The organism is Corynebacterium pygosceleis (assembly GCF_016595275.2).
Classification (GTDB): Bacteria; Actinomycetota; Actinomycetes; order Mycobacteriales; family Mycobacteriaceae; genus Corynebacterium; species Corynebacterium pygosceleis.
In genome coordinates this window covers 271,102-290,165 of sequence record NZ_JAENIQ020000003.1, presented here as the reverse complement: position 1 = coordinate 290,165, position 19,064 = coordinate 271,102, and the positions used below count along the sequence as shown (strand labels likewise).

Genomic DNA, 19,064 nt, shown 5'->3' with positions numbered 1-19,064 from the left:
AATTTTCCCTCCGATTCCCCGGAATCGACGGGAGCACCCCCATAAGATTCGAAATGAACACACCGTGACGGAGCCCCGCTCCACGGGCTTGATCGATTCCGCATCCCGGCCCGTCACGTAACCACGACGACAACAAGGAGGTCCCGATGAGGGATTTCACCATCCTGACCAATGCGGTGGGAGGAAGCCTCGGCCTCTCGGCGGCCGTCGCGACCATTCCGCTCCTGACGTTCTTCGCGATGCTGATATTCGTCAAGGCCCGGGCCCACAACGCCGCACTCGTCGCCCTGGCGGCCTCACTGCTCGTCGCGGTCCTCGGATTCAAGATGCCGGTGCTCCTGGCCGTGGCCTCCGCGTTCCGGGGCGGCGTTTTCGGCCTCTTCCCGATCGTCTGGGTCATCGTCATGGCCCTGTGGTTCTACGAGGTCACGGTCGTCTCCGGGCGATTCGAGGATCTCCGGAGGACATTCGACCGCCTGGGGTCGGGTGACATCCGGATCCAGGCGATACTCATCGCGTTCTGCTTCGGTGGACTCCTCGAGGCACTGGCGGGCTTCGGGGCCCCCGTGGCGATCACCGCGACCATGATCCTCGCCCTCGGCGTGAAACCGCTGAAAGCGGCGGTCGTCGTCCTTCTCGCCAACACCGCACCGGTCGCCTTCGGTGCCGTCGCGATCCCGATCACCACCGCCGGAGCGGTCGCGGGGAGGACCACCGAACAGACGGAGAACATCGCCGCGATCGTCGGTCACCAGGCACCGTTCCTGGCGTTCTTCGTGCCGCTCATCCTCCTGTTCATCCTCGACGGCGTCCGGGGCATCCGTGACGCCTGGCTCCCCGCCATCATCATCGGTTTCTCCTTCGGCATCGCCCAGTGGGCGACGTCCAATTTCTTCGCCTACCAGCTCACGGACATCGTCGCGTGCATCTTCTCCCTCGGTGTCGCCGTCGCGTTCCTCCGCTTCTGGACCCCGCGCGGGGTGCCCGCCATGCGGGAACGTCTCGGTGTCGGCGAAGTCCGTGCCGCCGAGGAGCTGCCCGCCCGGCGCGTCTGGATGGCACTCATGCCCTACGCCGTCGTGACGTTGATCTTCGGTGTCGCGAACCTCGGCCGGACCATCCCCGACGCACTGAGCTCCGCCTCGGTCACCATCGACTGGCCGCTGCTCTCCGACAGGCTCGTCACCGCGGACGGTTCACCGGTGAAGTCCGCCTACACCTTCGCCTGGCTCTCCAACCCGGGCACACTTCTGTTGATCTCCGGACTCGTCGTCACCCTCCTGTACTCGATCTTCAACGAGAACGGCAGGTACCGGATCACGTTCGCCGGGGCCTTCGCGGCGATGGGTCACTGCATGGTGAAGATGCGGTGGGCCGCCCTGACCATCGCCGCCGTCCTGGCGCTGGCCTACGTGATGAACTTCTCCGGACAGACCGTCGCGATCGGTCAGTTCGTCGCCTCCCTCGGTGCCGTCTACGGGTTCCTGGCACCGACTCTCGGCTGGGTCGGCACCGCGGTGACGGGTTCCGACACCTCAGCCAACGCCCTGTTCGGAAAGATGCAGGTCACCGCCACTGAAGGCGCAGGTTACAACCCTGACCTCATGCTGGCCGCCAACACCACCGGCGGCGTCGTGGGCAAGATGATCTCGCCGCAGTCCCTCGCCATCGCGGCGACGGCGGTGTCGATCGACGGTGACGAAGCCGCCAGCCCCAAGGAATCCGACATCTTCAAGGCGGTCGTCCCCTGGTCGATCATCATGCTCTTCGTCGTCTGCTGCCTGGTGTTCCTCCAGACGAACGTGCTGAGCTTCCTCGTCGCGGCAGTCGGGTAGCCCCCGGCCCCCCCCCCGGTACACCCCACCCCGGGGTGTACCGGAAGGGACGCATCCCTCCACCCCGTTTCCACGACAGGGGTACCGGGGAAGGAAAGCCGGACGCTTTTTCGACGGTGGTCACATTCCCGCGAATACAAAACAGGAAAGACGTACCGGAGATGGAAAAACCTGTCACAGATCCATTACCGGCCTGAATCAACAGGCATAAGTGACAAATACTTGAAAGACACGGAAAACCGAACCAAAACACCTTTCCCACCTGCGGATTGATGTTTTTGTCAAATACCGTGAAAAACAGAAGATGAATTCATTTAACCGTTTCGGTTCGAGGTGCCCGGCACATGCGTGAAGGGGTAACATCGTAACCATCAGTCCTGCCACGAGATTCACCCTAAACGGTTTAGGCAAGGCTTCATTCAATTAAACAGCCCAACGACAGCGAGGAGCACCCATGCGTGTCGCTCTCTTCTCCACCTGCATCGGGGACGCGATGTTCCCGGATGCGGTCAAGGCCACCGCTGTGGTCATCTCACGCCTCGGACACGAGGTGGTGTTTCCCCCGGAGCAGACCTGCTGCGGCCAGATGCACGTTAACACCGGCTACCAGAGACAGGCGGTGCCCCAGATCGAGAACTACGTCGACGCGTTCTCGGACCCGTCGATCGACTGCGTCGTCGCCCCCTCGGGTTCCTGTACGGGCGCCGTCCGGGAACAGCACGTGCACGTCGCCGAGCGCTACGGCGGAAAGGGACTGGCGGACGCCGCCCGGAAGACCGCCGACAAGACCTACGACCTGTCCGAGTTCCTCATCGACGTCGCCGGAGTCGATCAACTCGGGGCCTTCTTCCCCCACCGGGTGACCTATCACTCGACGTGCCACTCACTCCGGTTCCTGAAGGTCGGTGACCGTCCTCTCCGCCTGCTGCGCAACGTCGAGGGCATCGATCTCGTGGAACTTCCGCACGCGGACGAATGCTGCGGCTTCGGTGGAACGTTCTCCGTGAAGAACGCCCACACCTCGGCGGCCATGGTCGCGGACAAGGTCCGGAACATCCGTGACACCGGAGCGGAGTACGTCACCGCAGGTGACGCATCCTGCCTCATGAACATCGGTGGGTCGCTCTCCCGGCAGCAGTCGGGTGTGCGGGCCCTCCACATGGCGGAGATCCTCGCCTCCACGAAGCAGCATCCGTGGCAGCCCGACTCCGCGATCTACTCGAAGGAGGCCATGCTGTGACCACTCTCCTGGGAACCCCGAAGATGCCGCCCCGCGCCCCGAAGGGCGTCGGCCATCTACGCGGCACACAGAGTTTCACCCGGGCGGCGGTGACCGAGCTGGACAACGCCACCCAGCGCCGCAACCTGCACAACGCCACCCACACCATCCGCGACAAGCGGATGCAGGTCATCACCGAGATCGACGACTGGGAACGCCTCCGCGAGGCCGGTTCCCACATCAAACGTGATGTCATGGCGCGGATGCCGGAACTGCTCGAGCAGTTCGAGCAGGCGGTGACCGCCCGGGGCGGCCACGTCCACTGGGCGCGGGACGCCAACGAGGCCGGCGCCATCGTCACCGATCTGGTCAGGCAGACCGGCGAAACCAACGTCGTCAAGATCAAGTCGATGGCGACGATGGAGATCGGCCTGAACGACCAGCTCCGCGAGGCGGGGATCTCCGCACGGGAGACCGACCTCGCCGAGTTAATCGTGCAGCTCGGACATGACACCCCGAGCCACATCCTCGTTCCGGCGATCCACCGGAACCGCGCCGAGATCCGGGACATCTTCGTCCGGGAGATGCCCACCACCGACGAGACCCTGTCCACGGAACCCGCCGAACTGGCCGAGGCGTCGCGACTCTTCCTCCGGGAACAGTTCATGCGCGCCAAGGTCGCCATCTCCGGGGCGAACTTCGGGGTCGCGGAGACCGGAACCGTGGCCATCGTCGAGTCCGAGGGCAACGGCCGGATGTGCCTCACTCTGCCCGAGACCCTCATCAGCGTCATGGGCATCGAGAAGCTCCTGCCGACCTTCCGCGACTTCGAGGTGTTCCTGCAGCTGCTCCCCCGGTCCTCCACCGGCGAGCGGATGAACCCCTACACCTCCCTGTGGTCGGGTGTCACCGAGGGCGATGGACCGCAGAACTATCACATCGTGCTCATCGACAACGGTCGGACCGCGGCACTGGCCAACGAGATCGGTCGCGAGGCCCTCAAGTGCATCCGCTGCTCGGCCTGCCTCAACGTCTGCCCCGTCTACGAGCGCGCGGGTGGACACGCCTACGGTTCGACCTATCCGGGGCCGATCGGCGCGATTCTCACCCCGCAGCTCACGGGGATCGACTCCTCCGATGACCCGAACGCCTCCCTGCCCTACGCGTCGTCACTGTGCGGCGCCTGTTACGAGGCATGCCCCGTGAAGATCGACATCCCCTCGGCACTGCTGGAGCTGCGGCACCAGAAGATCGAGGGACACAAGCCGAAGATCGAGGGCGTCATCATGGGGGCCATGGGCCTCGCCTTCGGCAACCGCCGCATCTGGAACGCGGCGACCCACATGGTCTTCCTCGGCCGGATTCTCGGCGGCTTCGACGGCCGGATCACGCACCTGCCGAGTTTCCTCGCGGGATGGACGGACGTCCGCGACACCTGCGTCCCACCGAAGAAGTCCTTCCGTCAGTGGTTCGACACCGATGAAGCCAGGGAACTGCTCGCCGAGGCGCGACGCACCGGCATCCCCGGCTCCGGGAACACCGCCGCGGGTAACGGGAACGGAGAGGAGAACTGATGTCCACCGACACCGGCAGTGCACTGGACCGCGCGAGGAACGCGGCCGCGAAGAAGGAGATCCTGAAACGGATCCGGAACGCCCACAAACTGGCGAACACGCCGCCCGGACCGGTCGAGGTCCCGCGGGAATACAATCTCGAACCGGAGATGGACTGGCCGGAGCTCAAGGAGATCCTGGTCGACAGGCTCCTCGACTACAAGGCCATCGTCGAGGAGACCACACCGGACGGGGTCGGCGACACCATCACCTCGATCCTCAGGGACAGGGGTGCCCGCACGGTCCGCTACGCCGAGGGCCTCGACGCCGAGCTGTTCTCGGGTTTCGACGGTGACGCCGGACCCGACGACCGCGACACCGATCCCCGACTGCTCAACGACGTCGACGTCGTCGTCACCGACAGCAGGGTCACCTCGGCGCAGACCGGCACGATCTGTCTCGAGACCGGCCCCGAATGCGGGCGCCGTGCGCTGACCCTCGTACCCGACTGCCACATCTGCATCGTGCGCCGGGACAGCGTCGTCCACGGTGTCCCCGCGATGGTCGAGCGCCTCGACCGTCGCCAGCCGATCACCATGATCTCCGGTCCGTCGGCGACCTCGGACATCGAGCTGAGCCGTGTCGAGGGGGTCCACGGCCCCCGCACACTGATCGTCGTGATCGTCGACTGATCTCCCCCGTGCCGGGGATACGACACCGGGTGGTCCAGCTGACCGGGGACACCCCGGTGTCGCTTTCCGGTGCCACGACACCGGGGTGTCCCCGGTCCCCCGTCGCGCCGGGGTGCACCCGACCGACCCGGTTGAGGGACACGGAGCCGGGGCCGGGGAGACGCGTTTCCCCGGTGCCGTACAGGATGCCCTCCGCACGGCTCTCCACGGGGAGGCACCGCCTGCCGGTGGCAGGTGCTCCCTCCGGTCACCGTCCGACAGCGGGGCGTTTGGTGGCTGACACCCCCGTGGTGCTAAAGTCGTATTCGTTGCACGATCAACGGGGTGGTTCCACCGCCCCGATCACGTCGTGTCAGCCCCGCCTCCGTAGCTCAGGGGATAGAGCATTGGTTTCCGGTACCAAAGGTCGCACGTTCGATTCGTGTCGGGGGCACCACAGTCGAAGAAAGCCCCACCGCACATCAGCGGTGGGGCTTTCTTTCTCGTCGTCGCACAGGAAATCAGGATGCGGTTCCGGGGCGGGGCATGATGAACCACATGACGAAGTAGAACAGCATCTGGGGGCCGGGGAGCAGGAACGACGCGACGAAGAGGATGCGCAGCAGGGTGCTGTTGATCCCGTAGGTTTCCCCGATTCCGCCGATGACGCCGGCGATCAGTTTGTCGGTTCCGCTGCGCCGCAGTTTCCGCTGCAGAAGAGGGCCTGCAGGCTCATTGCGCCGCTCGTTTCCGGGGTTTCCGTATTCCATGATCACGCCTTTCTCGAACTGTGCCGGGGACGGGCCGGTCTGTCATCTCCCCTACAGATCCGATTATCCCGGGACACCCCGTGGGGTCGCATCAGGGGTTTCCCCGATCTTCCCCTGATTTCCCCGACCCGGCGGAGTCCGTGACGGGGCGTTCGGGAACACCGTTCCCCGCGTCAGGGAAGGCGTGTTCCCCGGGGTCGAATCCGTTCGCCCCCGGAACATTGTCGACGGCAAGGACAGCCCGGAGAAAGCGGTTCAGGGCGGGGATGTCGTCGGGGTCAATGACATCGAAGATGAGGCGCTGCACCGATTCGACATGCCGGGGAACGGCGGCATCGAGACTTTCCGCCCCTTCGGGGGTGATCTGCACAACCACTCCTCGCGCATCCCCCGCGCACCTGGTCTTGCGGACGAGCCCACGGCGTTCCATACGTGTGATCTGGTGTGACGCCCGTGACCTGTCCCAGTCCAGGTCGATGCAGAGGTCCCTGAGCCGCATCTGCCGTTCCGGGTTCTCGGAGAGACTCACGAGGACGGCGAACTCCGAGGTGGACAGCCCATTTCCGGTGAACAGTGTTTCTTCGATGCACCGGTTCGCTTTGCGCACCGTGGCGAGGAGCAGACGCCAGAGGTTCTGCTCCTCCGGGGACAGCCAACGTGGTGCCGACGACGGATCCGTATTCATGACATCAACTTTATCGGGCGTTCGCCCCGTACCGAAATTCCGCAATCCCGGGACCCGGAGGAAGTCGGTGTTTCCGACCGTGGAGGATATGCACTGTTCCGACACGGTAAAACCCAAGGGTAATACCATTTCCCGCACCCCTCACCCCACCCCTGTCTGACAAATGGAGCTACAGGTCGACACCCCCTAATATTAGGGGTTCGGTGACGTGTCACGTCGGTTCCGGAGTTCCGACATGGTGAGGTGGGTGCGTCCGGGGACGCGATCATAACGGGAGGGTACGCAGGTGAGAACGAACACCTGACCGTTCTCACCGGCATCGGCGAGAACGGTGGCCATACGGCGGAGACGTTCACTGTCGGTGCTCCCCAGCGCATCGTCGATGAACACCGGAACTCCGCCGTCCTGTCCGACGAGTTCCGCGATAGACAGTCGCACGAGGACGCCGATCTGCTCGCGGGCTCCTCCCGAGAGTGAATCGACGTCGACGGTGGCCCGGCCGAGGGTACGGTCCGCGACGGCGAGTTCCTCCGTCAGCCCGAACCGGACGTCCGGGCCGAACACGGCCGCCGCCATCGTCGTCAGACGTCGGGAGAAAGGCTCCGCGTAGCGGCGCCGCGCATCATCCCGGTGCCGGTGCAGCACCTCCCGTAGTCTCCGGACGGCTTCGGCCCGCCGGAGGGTCGAAGCGAGGTTCTCCCGGGCTCTCCGCTCGGCGGAGGTCGCCTTCTCCAGCCGTTCCTCCGCGCCGGTGGCCTGTTCGATCCGGCCCCGGTTCTCCGCGACCGCCCGTTCCGCCAGGCGGATGGTCTCGTCGATGGACGAGACCTGGGTTTCCGCGCCCCGCAGCAGTTTCCCGGTCAGTTCCGGGTTGGTCTTCTCGAGTTCCCCGACTGCCGTGGCGAGTTCCGCCGCCGCCGATTCCCTGGCCTCCGTCTGCGCGGCGATGAGCGCATCCAGGTCCGCGTCGTCCGCCGTCCCGGCATGATCCTCCGGGTCAGCGCCACCGAGCGCGTCTTCCGCCCGGCGGAGCGCCGCACGGGCCGACTCCATCTTCGCGTCGTGGACGGCCAGCGCGCCTCGGGCACGTCGTTCCGACTGCGCGGACAACCGGGCCCTGAGGACGTCGACCCGGTTGCCCGCCTCATCCCTGGCGGTTTTCGCCGCCTCGATGTCCGCCCCCGAGGCGTCCGTGTCGGGCTCCGGTTCCGTGTCGGGTTCCGCCGGTGCACCGAGAGCGGTCATCTCGTGTCTCAGGGCCTGTTCGTCCCGGCCCGCGAGGGTGGCCTGGCGTTCCCGGCGGAGAGTGTCGAGTTCCCGTTGGCGCGTCCGGTGTTCCTCCAGGCGTTTTCTGGCGGTGTCCACATCGGGACAGTCCATCGCCCGGAGCAGGGCGTCGAGTGCCTGCCGCGCGGAGTTGACGTCGGCGTTCGCTCCCTCTATTCCGGCCCCCGGGGTGATGACGGCGGTGACTCCGCCCGTGGTCAGTGTCACCGGTTCGGTGACGTCGTAGGACCGCTCCTCACCGTCGACGGTGACGGTTTCTCCGTCGACGGTGACCGGGGTCGCTTCGACGGCGGTGAGTGCAACCGTGGCGGAGGCGGCGTCCCTCCTGCCGAGGGCGAGCTTCAGTTCGAGTTCGGCGTTCTCCGCGTCCGTGACTTCCGGTTCGGTGACCGTGTTCCCGGCGAGGTACTCGCGGAGCGTCGCCGTGCGGCCGTCGAGGTCGTCGAGTTCGCCGAGTATCCCGGCCAGTTCTCTCCGGCGTGCCGAGGCGACCGTCTCCCGGTGACGACGTTCCCTCGATTCCACCAGTTCCGTGGCCCGGGACAGATCGTCCTCCGCTGCGGCGAGGTCGACCTGGAGCTCGTCGATCCTGCTCTGTTCACGTGTCGCGGCATCGGCGAGGTCGACACGCGCGCGGGTGAGATCGCCGACCTCCTCCTCCATGGCGGCGACCTGGGCCACGAGTTCCTTCCGCCTGCGCATCCTGCCCAGTGACGCCTCGAGGGTGGCGGTGGCGGCGGTGAGCGTGTTCTCCGCCGCGGTGACCCGGGATTCGGCGCGTTCCGCCCGCTTCGCGGTCTCCCGCAGTTCGGCACGTTCCCTGACGGCGTCGGGTCGACGTGCCCGTGCCGCGGCCTCCTCCGCGGAGCGGCGACGCACCTCCTCGACGTATCCGGCGAGTCTCTCGACCTCTGCGGTGGCCTCGTCGAGTTCCGTCGAGGCACTGGCCGCGACCTCCCGTGCCGCTCTGAGTTCGCCGGTCTCCGTCCCACGGGCGGCGGTGTAGTACCGCTCGTACTCCTGTTCAACCCGACGCAGGAGCTGTTCCTCCTCCCCCACCTGTGGATCCTCTCCGGTGTCCGGGGCCCCGGAGTCGCCCAGTGCCCTGGCGAGGGACGGGACACCCGCCGCCGACACCGCCGCATCCAGTTCCCCCTGCCGGACGAAGAGCACGTCCATGAGCGCGGTGTCGAGGTACTCGTCGAGGATCGCCGTGAGCCGGTCCTCGGCCTCCCGTCCGGTGAGGTTCTCCGGACGGGGGCACCGCACGGTGAGGACCGCCGACTTCTGGCGGAGGTACGTTTTCGTGACCGTGAACGAGCAGGGACCGACCGTGGCGGCGAGTTCGATTCTGGGGGCGACGTCCTGCCCGACGGGCTGGAGTGCACGGACCTCACGCCGTCCGCTCGAGTGGGGGACGGTGAGAACCGTCCGCACGGATTCGAGAACCGTCGACTTTCCCTGTTCATTGTCACCGCTGATGACGATGAGTCCGGTGTCCGGCAGGTCCGTGAGCTCGAGATGGTCGATTCCACGGACGTTGTCGATGATGATCGAGTGGATGCGCATGTCAGTGGTCCTTGTCGGCGAATCGGTGGAGCAGCCGGAGGGCGTCCCTGGCGACGGGATCAGCGGAGGTCGTGTCCGTGCCGAGCGCGGCGGCGAGAAGTTCGTCCCATGCTCCCGCCGCATACCCGGACAGGCGGAGCTCCCGCAGTTCATCGTCCCCGGGTGACACGGTGAGGTCCATCAGTCGGGGCCGCTCCCGCAGCGACGCGAACCGGGGTTGGAGCCTGGCGAGCTCACTTTCGAGTCGCTGCCACGTGGACAGGTCCACCGAACCACGCAGCGCGTACTTGATGACGGTACGGGCCTTCTCGGGGTACGCCTCGAGTCGGGCGATGAACGCCGCGACATCATCGGCGGAGTTGATCTCCGCCCCGACGGCCTCGAAGGTCCACGTCCCGACGTCGATCTGCTCCACGGTGACCTCCGCCGGCGAATCGGGGGCGTCGTCATCGACACTCACCGTGACCACCAGCGCGGTACCCGAATTGTCCTCCCCGCCGCCGGCGGAATCCAGATCGTGGTAGTCCGTGGTCTCCGGCGCCCCGGAGAACCGGATCCGCCCGGTCTCCCCGACCGACTGCGCCGAGTGCGTGTCCCCGAGCGCCACGTAGTCGATGACCCGGCGCGCCAGGGCGTCCTCCAGTGTGCCCAGGTCCATCAGCCCCGGGGCAGGTTCCCCTCCCCGGTGCAGAACCTGACCGTGGGCGGCGAGTATCCGGATTCCCGGTGTGGGATCCAGTGCGGACAGCGCGCGGGCCGCGAGGTCCTCACTCGCGTACCTGGCGGTGAGCGGCGCGCCGACGAGTTCGACGCCGGGGGCGATCTCCACCGGTCTGTCGTCGGCCAGGACACCGACCCCGGGGATGGTGCACGCACCGTAGAAGGGGTTCGCCGCGGTGAGGGGGTCGTGGTTGCCGGGCAGGAGCCAGACGGGTGTCCGCAGTGACGCCAGCGCCTCGAGAGCACGCCCGGTGGTGTGTTCGGCGAGACTGTTGTGTTCGAAGACGTCTCCGGCGACGAGGATGAACGAGCACCCGTGGTCGACCGCTGCGGCGTCGAGGGTCCGGATGGCGTCGATGCGCGCCTGGTCGAAGCGCGCCTGTGCCTCGGGCGGGAGGAACCAGCGTTCCATCCCGAGCTGCCAGTCGGAGGTGTGGAGGAAGGTGATCGTGGTCATGTGCTGCTCCGGTTTCCGCGGGTCAGGTGTCTGTAGAGCTCGGTGATGTCGGCTGCGGCCGAGCGCGACTCGATCCGCGTGTAGGAGACGGTGAACAGTGCGTCTGCGAGTTTGTCGGGGTCCGTGTCGTCGATGAGCGGGGCCACGGCCGGCTCCGGTAGCGGCGGTAGCTCGCCACCGTCCCAGAACTCCTCTGAACTCACCGTGGTTGATTCGTTCCGCTCGGTCACCGCACCGCTCATGCTGCGCTGCACGGAGACGGGGTCGACGCCGCGCAGCGCGTAGAGGAGGTGCGGCCCGGCCTCCAGTTTCCGCGATGCGGTGTGCGCGACAGCCACGGAGTGTTTGCACACGGGTGCCGGGTCCGGGCAGGTGCAGTGGAACCTGAGTTCGTCCGCGTCGGCGCAGAGCAGGACGTCGAGGACGTCATCGGGGATGCTGCCCCGCCGGACGGCGTCGATGCCGCGCGGATCACCGGCCAGTACCTTTATCGCCTCCTGCAGGTCCTCGGCGGCACGGTAGGCGAGCCCCACGGTGACGGTGAAGGGTTCATTCTGACTCCCCGCGACCGTTCCGGTGATGCGGTCCCTGTCGACCACGACCGACAGGACGTTCCCGTTGTCGGCGTAGGCGCGACCCCGTTTCCGACGTCCCTCCTCGGCAAGCTCCGCGACCCCCTCACCGAGCCTGCGCATGACGGGGCTGACGGGGGCGGCCGCTTTCCGGGTCCTCCCGCGACGAGGGGTCTCGGTGACCCTGGTCGTTCGCCCGAAGTTGGCGTAGATGACGTTGTCCGCCCCGACCACGTGTCCCCTGCGGGTTCTGCCGGTGCCGCTCATTCGTCCTCCTCCTTCAGTGTGACAGGACCCGTGGGAGGGTCGGCCGCCCGGGATCCCCGTGCCCCGACCCGGCCCCGGTAGCTGAACAGCTCCGCGAGTTCCTCGTCGGACAGCTCGGTGATCCATCCCTCGCCGCCGCCGATGACGCTGCCCGCCAGTCGGCGTTTACCCTCGAGAACCTCCTGGATCGACTCCTCGACCGTTCCCTCCGTGACCATCATGTAGACGCGGACGTCCCTGAGCTGACCGATCCGGTAGGCACGGTCGGTGGCCTGGTTCTCCACCGCAGGGTTCCACCACCTGTCCATGTGGACGACGACGTTCGCCGCCGTGAGATTGAGTCCCGTACCCCCCGCCTTCAGCGAGACGATCATCACCGGGGGGCCTTCCGGGGACTGGAAGTCGGTGACCATGCGGTCCCGTCTGGCCCGGGTCAGTCCTCCGTGCAGGAACGGAATTTCCCGGTCGAGCCGGGAGGACAGATAGGGGGCGAGGATGGTGCCGAAGGCCCGGTACTGGGTGAACACGATGGTGCGCTCCCCCGCGGCGGTGGTGCGGTCGAGCAGATCCATCAGCGCGGCGACCTTACCGGACCTGTGCCCGCCCCGGAGCGAGACCGGTGAACCGTCCGCGAGATAGTGCGCGGGGTGGTTGCAGATCTGTTTGGTCCTGGTGATCGCCGCGAGAACGAGACCCCGGCGCGCGGTGGCTTCCGCACCGGCGAGTTTCTCCTTCACGTTGTTGACGTAGCTCTGGTACAGGGCCGCCTGCTCGGCGGTCATGGGCACCCGGAGGATGGTCTCGTTCTTCTCCGGGAGATCGTCGATGACGGCCGGGTCCGTCTTGACCCTGCGGAGGATGAACGGGGCGGTGAAGGTCCGGAGGCGTTCGGACATCTCCTCGTCACCGTATTTCTCGATGGCGTTCGCGTAGTGGTTGCGGAAGAAGTTCGCGCTGCCGAGTACGCCGGGATTGCAGTAGTCCATGATCGAACGCAGCTCGGACAACCTGTTCTCCACGGGGGTCCCGGTCAGGGCGACGCGGTGCCGGGAGGCGAGGGAACGGACCGCCCTCGACACGGCCGTCGCCGAGTTCTTGATGTGCTGCGCCTCATCGAGAACCACCCGCCACCACTCGACTCCGCCGAGAAGTTCCCTGTCACGGTTCACCGTTCCGTAACTGGTGACGACGATGTCTGCGTCAGCCACGGCACCGATGAAGGCGTCCCCCTTCAACCGGGACCCACCGTGGTGGACGATCACCTTCAGGGAGGGCACGAAACGGTGCGCCTCAGCGGCCCAGTTGGCGAGGACCGCGTTCGGGGCGACGATCAGTGTCGGGCCGAACTCTCCGCCGCACTCCCGCCCCTGCGCCGACTCCGCCTCCGTCTTCTCCACGGCGGTGAGGGTCAGCAGCTGGAGGGTCTTCCCCAGCCCCATGTCATCGGCGAGCACCGCCCCGAGCCCCGCCCGCGACATCCAGTGAAGCCAGTCCACGCCCCGCCGCTGGTAGGGACGGAGCTCCGCGTGAACGGTGTCCGGCACCGGGACACGGACGGGCGCGGGCTGCTCGGGCACGGCGGGCTCCGTGTCACGGTCTCCGGTGCCGACGGTGTCCCCCATCAACCGGGCGTGCCACCCGGTCGCGGTGAACTCCACGGGAGTGTCGTCCTCCGCGGAGTTCTCCAGGGCGAGCTTCCGGAGTTCCGCCGCGGAGAGCACACCGGAGGTGCCGTTTTCCTCCGCGAGAGCCCGCTCGGCTTCCGCCAGTGCCTTCTCGAGCTCCGGGATGTTCCCGGTTCCGGACATCTTCGCGGTGGCCAGCGCCTCGCGGTGACGCTCGACCTCCTCGCGCAGGTGTCCCTCGCCGGCCCGGACCAGCTGACTGACGTACTTCGCCACCCTGGCGACACTCTTGCCGTCGGCGACGACCCAGTTCCCGCGGAGCTTGATCAGGCCGTCACGCGAGTTGACCAGTTCGGCCATCTCCTCCGGCTCGAGGACCGTGTCGCCCAGACTGAGACGCCAGTCGTACCCGACGATCTGGTCGAGGCCGAACCGTCGGTGGGTGCTGCCCACCACCCCCGGGTCCTGGGGTGAGGAGGTGGAGACCTTCAGTCCGACCTCCTGCCGGGACCACGAGGCGGGCAGCATGACGAGGAACCCCTCCTTCCGCAGCGCCTCCGCGTCCTTCTCGATGAAGGTGAGGATCTGGCCGCCCGTCAGCGCCACATCCCAGTCCCCGTCGTCCTCGCCGGGTGCGCCCCCCCGGAGACCGGTCCCGAACCGGGAGTCATCGAGCAGTTCGCTGATCCGGACGGCCCGCCGGTACCGGTCGCTCAGTTTCTGCCAGATCTCCACGGGCCAGATCCCCCGCCGGAACGGTTCCGGTGTCCCGCCGTCCTTGCGCACGCACACCCGGATGCGCCAGGGGGCACCGACCGGTTCCTCCCCGGCAGGTGTCCGGTCCGTGGTGTCCGCGAGCCCCCGGAGGGCGGTGACGGTGCGTCGGGCCGCCGGTGCCCGCGACAATCCGGTGCCCCGCACATCCCCCTGGCCCGACCGTGGAACATTCCCGTGATCCCGGTCCGTGGTCACGGGTTCCTCCACGACGAAGACCAACTCGATCCGTTCGCTGTCCAGGGAACCACGCCACTCCGTCAGTCCGGCCACCAGGCGTGCGTTACCTCTGTGGAACGCCTCACCCGCCAGCAGCGCACGGACGAACGGGTGCGGTTCCCGGTCGGGGCTCCCCGGGGTGACACCGTCGAGGTAGGCGAGAGCTATCCAGTGCGGAAGGACCCCCGCGATCTCCTCGGCGACCGCCGCCGAGGCGTTGACCGTCAGAATCCTCGGCGCAGCTGCGGCCATCGCCGTCAGCCACATCGCCTCATCGGCCCCCATCACCAGCTGCCACTCGGGCCACCACTGACCGTCATCCCACCGGCACCGCAGAGACACCCGCCCGGCGCGGACGAAGCGCTCGAGCCCCAGATACAACCGGATCAACCAGAGCAGATCAGGGGCGACCGCCGCGCGCTGCCTCCGCCCGACCGCAGGGCCCGGCTGATCCAGCGGCCCCAACTGCGCCAGCAGTTCCACAGCCTGTTCCGGGGTGAACGCCGCCGTCGGGACAGTGAGACTCACCCTCCGTTGTTTCGGGGTCTGGAGGATGACCGGCACCCTGTGCCGGAACGACCGGCCGGTGAGAGCGACCTCGAGAACAGCGGGCAGTGTCCCGGAGGGAACCGCGTCCGGACCGACCACCCGATGTCCCTCGACCTGTTCGATCCACAGATGGAGACCCGAGTCACGACACCACAATCCGTGAACGAGATGGGTGGGCGTCGGTGTCATGCTGTCTTTTCTACCACCGGCACCGGACAATCCACCCACCACGGATGAACGGATGTTCGACGGACCACGGACCCCGGCCACCCCTGTGGGCCCGTACCCGACCACCCCCAAACCGGGCACCGGACCCCGGCTACCGGCCACACCGTGGAATCAGAGCGCCCCTGCATCCCCACAACGTTCTCACCACCGGTTTTACCGTACAAGCGGAACGATCCGAACAGAACCTTCAGCCACTGCCCCCGGAAACCACACACCCGCAGGTTGCCACCTCTAAGCTGGTGTGAAACCGTCGTTAAGGCCTGTCTCACGACCCGGGTACCCGCCGCACGACGAGGGGCACCCCCGTGAAGAGACCCCGACGCACGAAACGAAGCCACCGCACGACCACCACACCGCCGTCAAGCAAACTAGGAGGACACATGGCCGAACAAACATGGTTCGTGATCGCCATTGTCATATACATGCTCGTGATGCTCGCCATCGGATTCTGGGGATTCGGCAAGACCGATGAATACGATGACTACGTTCTGGCGGGCCGGGGCCTGAACCCGTTCGTCGCAGCCCTCTCCGCCGGTGCCTCCGACATGTCGGGATGGCTCCTCATGGGCCTCCCCGGAGCCCTGTTCGTCACCGGGTTCTCGGAGTTGTGGATCGCCATCGGCCTACTTGTCGGCTGCTGGGCCAACTGGTTCTGGGTCGCCCCACGACTCCGCAGTTACACGGAGGTCGCGAACAACTCGATCACCATCCCGTCCTTCGTCGAGAACCGGCTGCGCGACAAGTCACACACGCTGCGCATCATCTGCTCCCTCATCATCCTGGTGTTCTTCACCTTCTACGTCTCCGCGGGCATGGTCGCGGGCGGCAAGTACTTCCAGGCGACCTTCGACGGTGACTACCACACCGGTCTCCTCATCGTCGCCGTCGTCACCGTCATCTACACCGTCATCGGCGGTTTCCTCGCGGTCTGCTACACCGACGCCGTGCAGGGCATGATCATGTTCGCCGCGCTGCTCATCGTTCCCGTGATGGCACTGTTCGTGATGAACGATCCGGGCTCCATCTTCACCTGGGCCACCACCAGGGAGTACGGCCCCTGGACCGACGGTGAACTCAACACCCACTACTTCTCGATGATCACCGGCGTCTCCTTCGCCGCCATCATCGGCAACCTCGCCTGGGGCCTCGGCTACTTCGGACAGCCCCACATCATCGTGCGATTCATGGCGCTGAGCTCCCCGAAGGAGGCCAAGTCCGGCCGCCGCATCGGCATCGGCTGGATGCTGCTCTGCGTCATCGGCGCCGCCGCCGTCGCACTGATCGGCACGTCCTTCTTCGGACAGGACCCGAACATCGCGATCACCGACCGCGACTCCTACGAGACGATCTTCCTCGACATGGCGCGCATCCTGTTCCACCCGTTGATCGCCGGCCTGGTGCTCACCGCGGTTCTGGCGGCCATCATGTCGACCATCTCCTCACAGCTGCTGGTCACGTCCTCCGCACTCATCGAGGACCTGCTGCGCCTGTTCCACAAGCGTCCCATCACCAACCAGAAGCTCGTGTACTACTCCCGTACCGCCGTGGTCGGTGTCGCCGTCATCGCCACCCTCCTCGCGTGGAACCCCGACGCCTCCATCCTCGGGCTCGTCGGCTTCGCCTGGGCCGGCTTCGGATCCGCCTTCGGTCCCGTCGTGATCGCGTCGCTCTACTGGCGTCGCCTGAACACCCCGGGTGCCATCGCCGGTATGGCCTCCGGTGCTCTGGTCTCCTTCTTCTGGGGCCGGTCGCCCCTGGGCGACGTCCTCTACGAGATGGTTCCCGGCTTCCTCGTCGCGACCGTCGTCATGGTCGTCGTCTCCCTCCTGACCGCTCCCCCGTCCCGGGGCGTCACCAGGGAGTTCGATGAGGCCGCACGCCTCGCGAAGCTCGCGGACGAGAACCCGGAACTGGCCGTGGAAGAGGTCCAGGCCAAGGCCGAGAAGGGCGAGATCTGACCGACCCGGATTCCCTCCGGAGATCCGTGATCCACACCGGATGCCCGTCCCACCGCCACGGTGGGGCGGGCATTTCCGCGTTCCGTCCCCGGAACCCGGGCCTCCCGCCGCCGGTCGTACCGTCCATGACAACCACGCCCGCCCCCGCACCGCCACCACCACCGTGGACGATCCGCGCACTCGTACTGGTGACCCTGCTGCTGGGGGTGTACACGCTCGCCCCGACGGTCGGACGCGTGCCACCGGGACAGACGCCGCCACCACGGTTGGCCGACACGTTGCCCCTCATTCCCCGCACGGACAGCCGCGTCACGGTCCCCGGCTACCAGCGGGATCAGTTCGGTGCGGGCTGGGGCCCCGCGCACATCGGCCCTCTCGCCTGCACGACCCACGACCTCATGCTGGCCCTGTCGCTCCCCGGAGCAACCGTCGCCCCCGACTGCACCGTCTCCGCGTCGCCCGGTCAGGACCCCTACTCGGGATCGGTGATGTCTCTCCACCCTCCGGACCGGGATCAGCGGATCGAGGTCGATCACATCTACCCGCTCTCAGCGGCCTGGGACATGGGTGCCGCAGAGTGGGACCGGGACACCCGGATACGGTTCGCCAATGATCCGGCGAACCTCGTCGTCGTCTCGGCACGGGAGAACCGGAGGAAGTCCGATTCGCTGCCTTCCGACTGGTTACCGGGTGACCGTTGGTCCAGGTGCTGGTACGTGCGACGGTTGGCCGCGGTCGCCCGTGACTACCGTCTCCGGCTCACGCCCACCGATGTGGCGACGATGCGCCGGCAGTGTCTGCTCGCCGTCCACGCGCCACACTGAACGTCACACCATCCGGTTCCCCGGGAACGCGCTTTGTCCCGGGCACGGGTCGGCGGGTTATGGTGGTCGGTGACATTCTTTCCCCGACCTTCGAGAGGCCGATCCCCGACGTGGACAATCTCATCAGCATTCTGCATGTTCTTGCAGCAATCGTTTTTCTGGGCCCGGTGACCATCGCCGTCTCCATGTTCCAGGGACGTGCCCGCGCCGCCCACGACGGTGACCGGGCGGCGACCGGTTCCGCCGCGCTGCTCCACCGCATCACCAAGACCTACGGTTTCCTGTCCCTCCTCGTTCCGTTGCTGGGCCTCGGACTGTTCTTCACCGACACGGCTTTTCTGAAGGACGGCCGTTTCCACGCGTCCATCCTGCTCTCGGTCATCGCATGGGGCATCCTGTTCTTCCTCATCATCCCCCGCCAGAAGGTGCTGATGGCGGACCTCGGGGTCGCCACCGACGACGATGACCCCGCAGCTGCCCTCAACGTGGGGAAGGACACGGGAGCCGGGACCTCCACGACGGTGGACTGGACCGCCACGACGAAGAAGCTCTCCATGTTCGGCGGCATCTTCTCGCTCCTGTGGTTCATCGTCGCGGTTCTGATGATGATCTAGATCCGTACCTCGGACAAAGAGACCCGCCCCGATCCTGGTCTGAACCAGATCGGGGCGGGTCTCTTTTTCGTTCCGTGTCCCCCACCGACAACGAGGTCAGGAGGGATGCACGGGGTCAGGGGGCGGGCTGCGGCAGAATCTGCGAGGACAGTCCCTGCAGGGCGTCCGCCGAGGGGGAAAGATCGATCGGGAGCTTCGGGAGAATGTTGCCCTGCCGCGCGATGATGAACGCGAACATGAACAACCAGCCGAGTCCGATGATCCCCGTGGTTCCCAGTTTCGTGCTGAGGCTGATGCTCTTGCCGGACAGCGACTCGGTGCTGTTCAGGACATTGAATCCGGAGGACAGTTGCGCCGCTGAACCGTTCGGTGCCGGCGGGGTGTAGTCATCCGGAGGAGTGGGGCGCGGCAACGGCTTCGGGGTGAACTTCCCGTCTTCCTGGGTGGCGGCTTCGTTCTCCGCGTTCTCCACCGGGACAGTTGTCTCCTCGACGGCGGTGCCTGTTCCGGTTTCCCCGGCGGTGGCGACCGGGACGAGAACGGTCGAGGACAGGGACAGGGCGATGGCTGCGGCGACACCCGATCGGATGACGGAGCGACGGAACGAGGTATGCATGGATTGTTCTTTCCGGAGAATGTGGGGTACACGCCCCTGGGACCGTGCACCG

At 66.7% G+C, this 19,064-nt stretch carries 13 protein-coding genes, 1 tRNA gene and 1 pseudogene; 8 read left to right on the top strand and 7 right to left on the bottom strand.

Going from position 1 to position 19,064, the window contains the following annotated elements; genetic code table 11:
* The first annotated feature begins 146 nt into the window (after positions 1-146).
* The 5 genes from JIM94_RS07800 (at position 147) to JIM94_RS07780 (ending at position 5,735) form a co-directional block, all read left to right on the top strand.
* The gene (locus tag JIM94_RS07800; protein ID WP_200251516.1) at positions 147-1,835 is read left to right on the top strand and encodes an L-lactate permease; all 1,689 of its coding nucleotides are present in this window, start codon (positions 147-149) and stop codon (positions 1,833-1,835) included.
* A gap of 454 nt (positions 1,836-2,289) precedes the next feature.
* A complete protein-coding gene (locus JIM94_RS07795) occupies positions 2,290-3,075 on the top strand; it encodes a (Fe-S)-binding protein (RefSeq protein ID WP_200251514.1) in 786 nt (261 codons plus the stop codon).
* Positions 3,072-4,628 carry an LUD domain-containing protein gene (locus tag JIM94_RS07790; protein WP_200251511.1) on the top strand — a complete coding sequence of 519 codons (1,557 nt, stop codon included), beginning with the start codon at positions 3,072-3,074 and terminating at the stop codon, positions 4,626-4,628. The genes JIM94_RS07795 and JIM94_RS07790 overlap by 4 nt, the downstream gene beginning before the upstream one ends.
* Positions 4,628-5,299: a LutC/YkgG family protein gene (locus JIM94_RS07785; protein ID WP_200251508.1), complete on the top strand. Its 672-nt coding sequence runs from the start codon at positions 4,628-4,630 to the stop codon at positions 5,297-5,299. Before JIM94_RS07790 ends, JIM94_RS07785 begins: the two co-directional genes overlap by 1 nt.
* Positions 5,300-5,659: 360 nt before the next feature.
* Positions 5,660-5,735 (top strand) — tRNA-Arg (locus tag JIM94_RS07780).
* Between the two features lie 64 nt (positions 5,736-5,799).
* Here the strand turns inward: JIM94_RS07780 and JIM94_RS07775 are convergent.
* The 6 genes and pseudogenes from JIM94_RS07775 to JIM94_RS07750 form a co-directional block, all read right to left on the bottom strand.
* A complete protein-coding gene (locus JIM94_RS07775) occupies positions 5,800-6,048 on the bottom strand; it encodes a PspC domain-containing protein (protein ID WP_200251499.1) in 249 nt (82 codons plus the stop codon).
* Between the two features lie 91 nt (positions 6,049-6,139).
* Positions 6,140-6,733 (bottom strand): MarR family winged helix-turn-helix transcriptional regulator, encoded by a 594-nt coding sequence (locus tag JIM94_RS07770; protein ID WP_200251496.1) that lies wholly within the window; start codon positions 6,731-6,733, stop codon positions 6,140-6,142.
* Positions 6,734-6,925: 192 nt separating this feature from the next.
* Positions 6,926-9,589 (bottom strand): AAA family ATPase, encoded by a 2,664-nt coding sequence (locus tag JIM94_RS07765; protein ID WP_200251494.1) that lies wholly within the window; start codon positions 9,587-9,589, stop codon positions 6,926-6,928.
* A 1-nt stretch (position 9,590) separates the two neighbouring features.
* Positions 9,591-10,766 carry a metallophosphoesterase family protein gene (locus JIM94_RS07760; RefSeq protein ID WP_200251491.1) on the bottom strand — a complete coding sequence of 392 codons (1,176 nt, stop codon included), beginning with the start codon at positions 10,764-10,766 and terminating at the stop codon, positions 9,591-9,593.
* Entirely contained in the window at positions 10,763-11,605 is an 843-nt protein-coding gene (locus tag JIM94_RS07755; RefSeq protein ID WP_200251489.1) for an SWIM zinc finger family protein, read from the bottom strand. The genes JIM94_RS07760 and JIM94_RS07755 overlap by 4 nt, the downstream gene beginning before the upstream one ends.
* A gap of 68 nt (positions 11,606-11,673) precedes the next feature.
* A pseudogene (locus JIM94_RS07750) lies at positions 11,674-14,961 on the bottom strand (DEAD/DEAH box helicase); the annotation flags it as partial.
* A 419-nt stretch (positions 14,962-15,380) separates the two neighbouring features.
* Between JIM94_RS07750 and putP the strand changes: the two are divergent.
* The 3 genes from putP (at position 15,381) to JIM94_RS07735 (ending at position 18,396) form a co-directional block, all read left to right on the top strand.
* Positions 15,381-16,958, top strand: coding sequence for a sodium/proline symporter PutP (putP, locus tag JIM94_RS07745; RefSeq protein ID WP_200251483.1), 1,578 nt, complete (start codon positions 15,381-15,383; stop codon positions 16,956-16,958).
* A 125-nt stretch (positions 16,959-17,083) separates the two neighbouring features.
* Positions 17,084-17,782 carry an HNH endonuclease family protein gene (locus tag JIM94_RS07740; RefSeq protein ID WP_200251481.1) on the top strand — a complete coding sequence of 233 codons (699 nt, stop codon included), beginning with the start codon at positions 17,084-17,086 and terminating at the stop codon, positions 17,780-17,782.
* A gap of 110 nt (positions 17,783-17,892) precedes the next feature.
* Positions 17,893-18,396 carry a DUF2269 domain-containing protein gene (locus JIM94_RS07735; protein WP_200251479.1) on the top strand — a complete coding sequence of 168 codons (504 nt, stop codon included), beginning with the start codon at positions 17,893-17,895 and terminating at the stop codon, positions 18,394-18,396.
* Positions 18,397-18,511: 115 nt separating this feature from the next.
* Here the strand turns inward: JIM94_RS07735 and JIM94_RS07730 are convergent, their stop codons facing one another.
* A complete protein-coding gene (locus JIM94_RS07730; protein ID WP_200251477.1) occupies positions 18,512-19,012 on the bottom strand; it encodes a hypothetical protein in 501 nt (166 codons plus the stop codon).
* Positions 19,013-19,064 lie beyond the last annotated feature (52 nt).

Excerpts from the sequence above, each read along its gene's own strand:
- JIM94_RS07785 (WP_200251508.1), top strand. The coding sequence starts at position 4,628 with ATGTCCACCGACACCGGCAGTGCACTGGACCGCGCGAGGAACGCGGCC.
- JIM94_RS07770 (WP_200251496.1), bottom strand. The coding sequence starts at position 6,733 with ATGAATACGGATCCGTCGTCGGCACCACGTTGGCTGTCCCCGGAGGAG.
- JIM94_RS07800 (WP_200251516.1), top strand. The coding sequence starts at position 147 with ATGAGGGATTTCACCATCCTGACCAATGCGGTGGGAGGAAGCCTCGGC.
- JIM94_RS07755 (WP_200251489.1), bottom strand. The coding sequence starts at position 11,605 with ATGAGCGGCACCGGCAGAACCCGCAGGGGACACGTGGTCGGGGCGGAC.
- putP (WP_200251483.1), top strand. The coding sequence starts at position 15,381 with ATGGCCGAACAAACATGGTTCGTGATCGCCATTGTCATATACATGCTC.
- JIM94_RS07795 (WP_200251514.1), top strand. The coding sequence starts at position 2,290 with ATGCGTGTCGCTCTCTTCTCCACCTGCATCGGGGACGCGATGTTCCCG.
- JIM94_RS07775 (WP_200251499.1), bottom strand. The coding sequence starts at position 6,048 with ATGGAATACGGAAACCCCGGAAACGAGCGGCGCAATGAGCCTGCAGGC.
- JIM94_RS07760 (WP_200251491.1), bottom strand. The coding sequence starts at position 10,766 with ATGACCACGATCACCTTCCTCCACACCTCCGACTGGCAGCTCGGGATG.
- JIM94_RS07740 (WP_200251481.1), top strand. The coding sequence starts at position 17,084 with ATGACAACCACGCCCGCCCCCGCACCGCCACCACCACCGTGGACGATC.
- JIM94_RS07730 (WP_200251477.1), bottom strand. The coding sequence starts at position 19,012 with ATGCATACCTCGTTCCGTCGCTCCGTCATCCGATCGGGTGTCGCCGCA.
- JIM94_RS07765 (WP_200251494.1), bottom strand. The coding sequence starts at position 9,589 with ATGCGCATCCACTCGATCATCATCGACAACGTCCGTGGAATCGACCAT.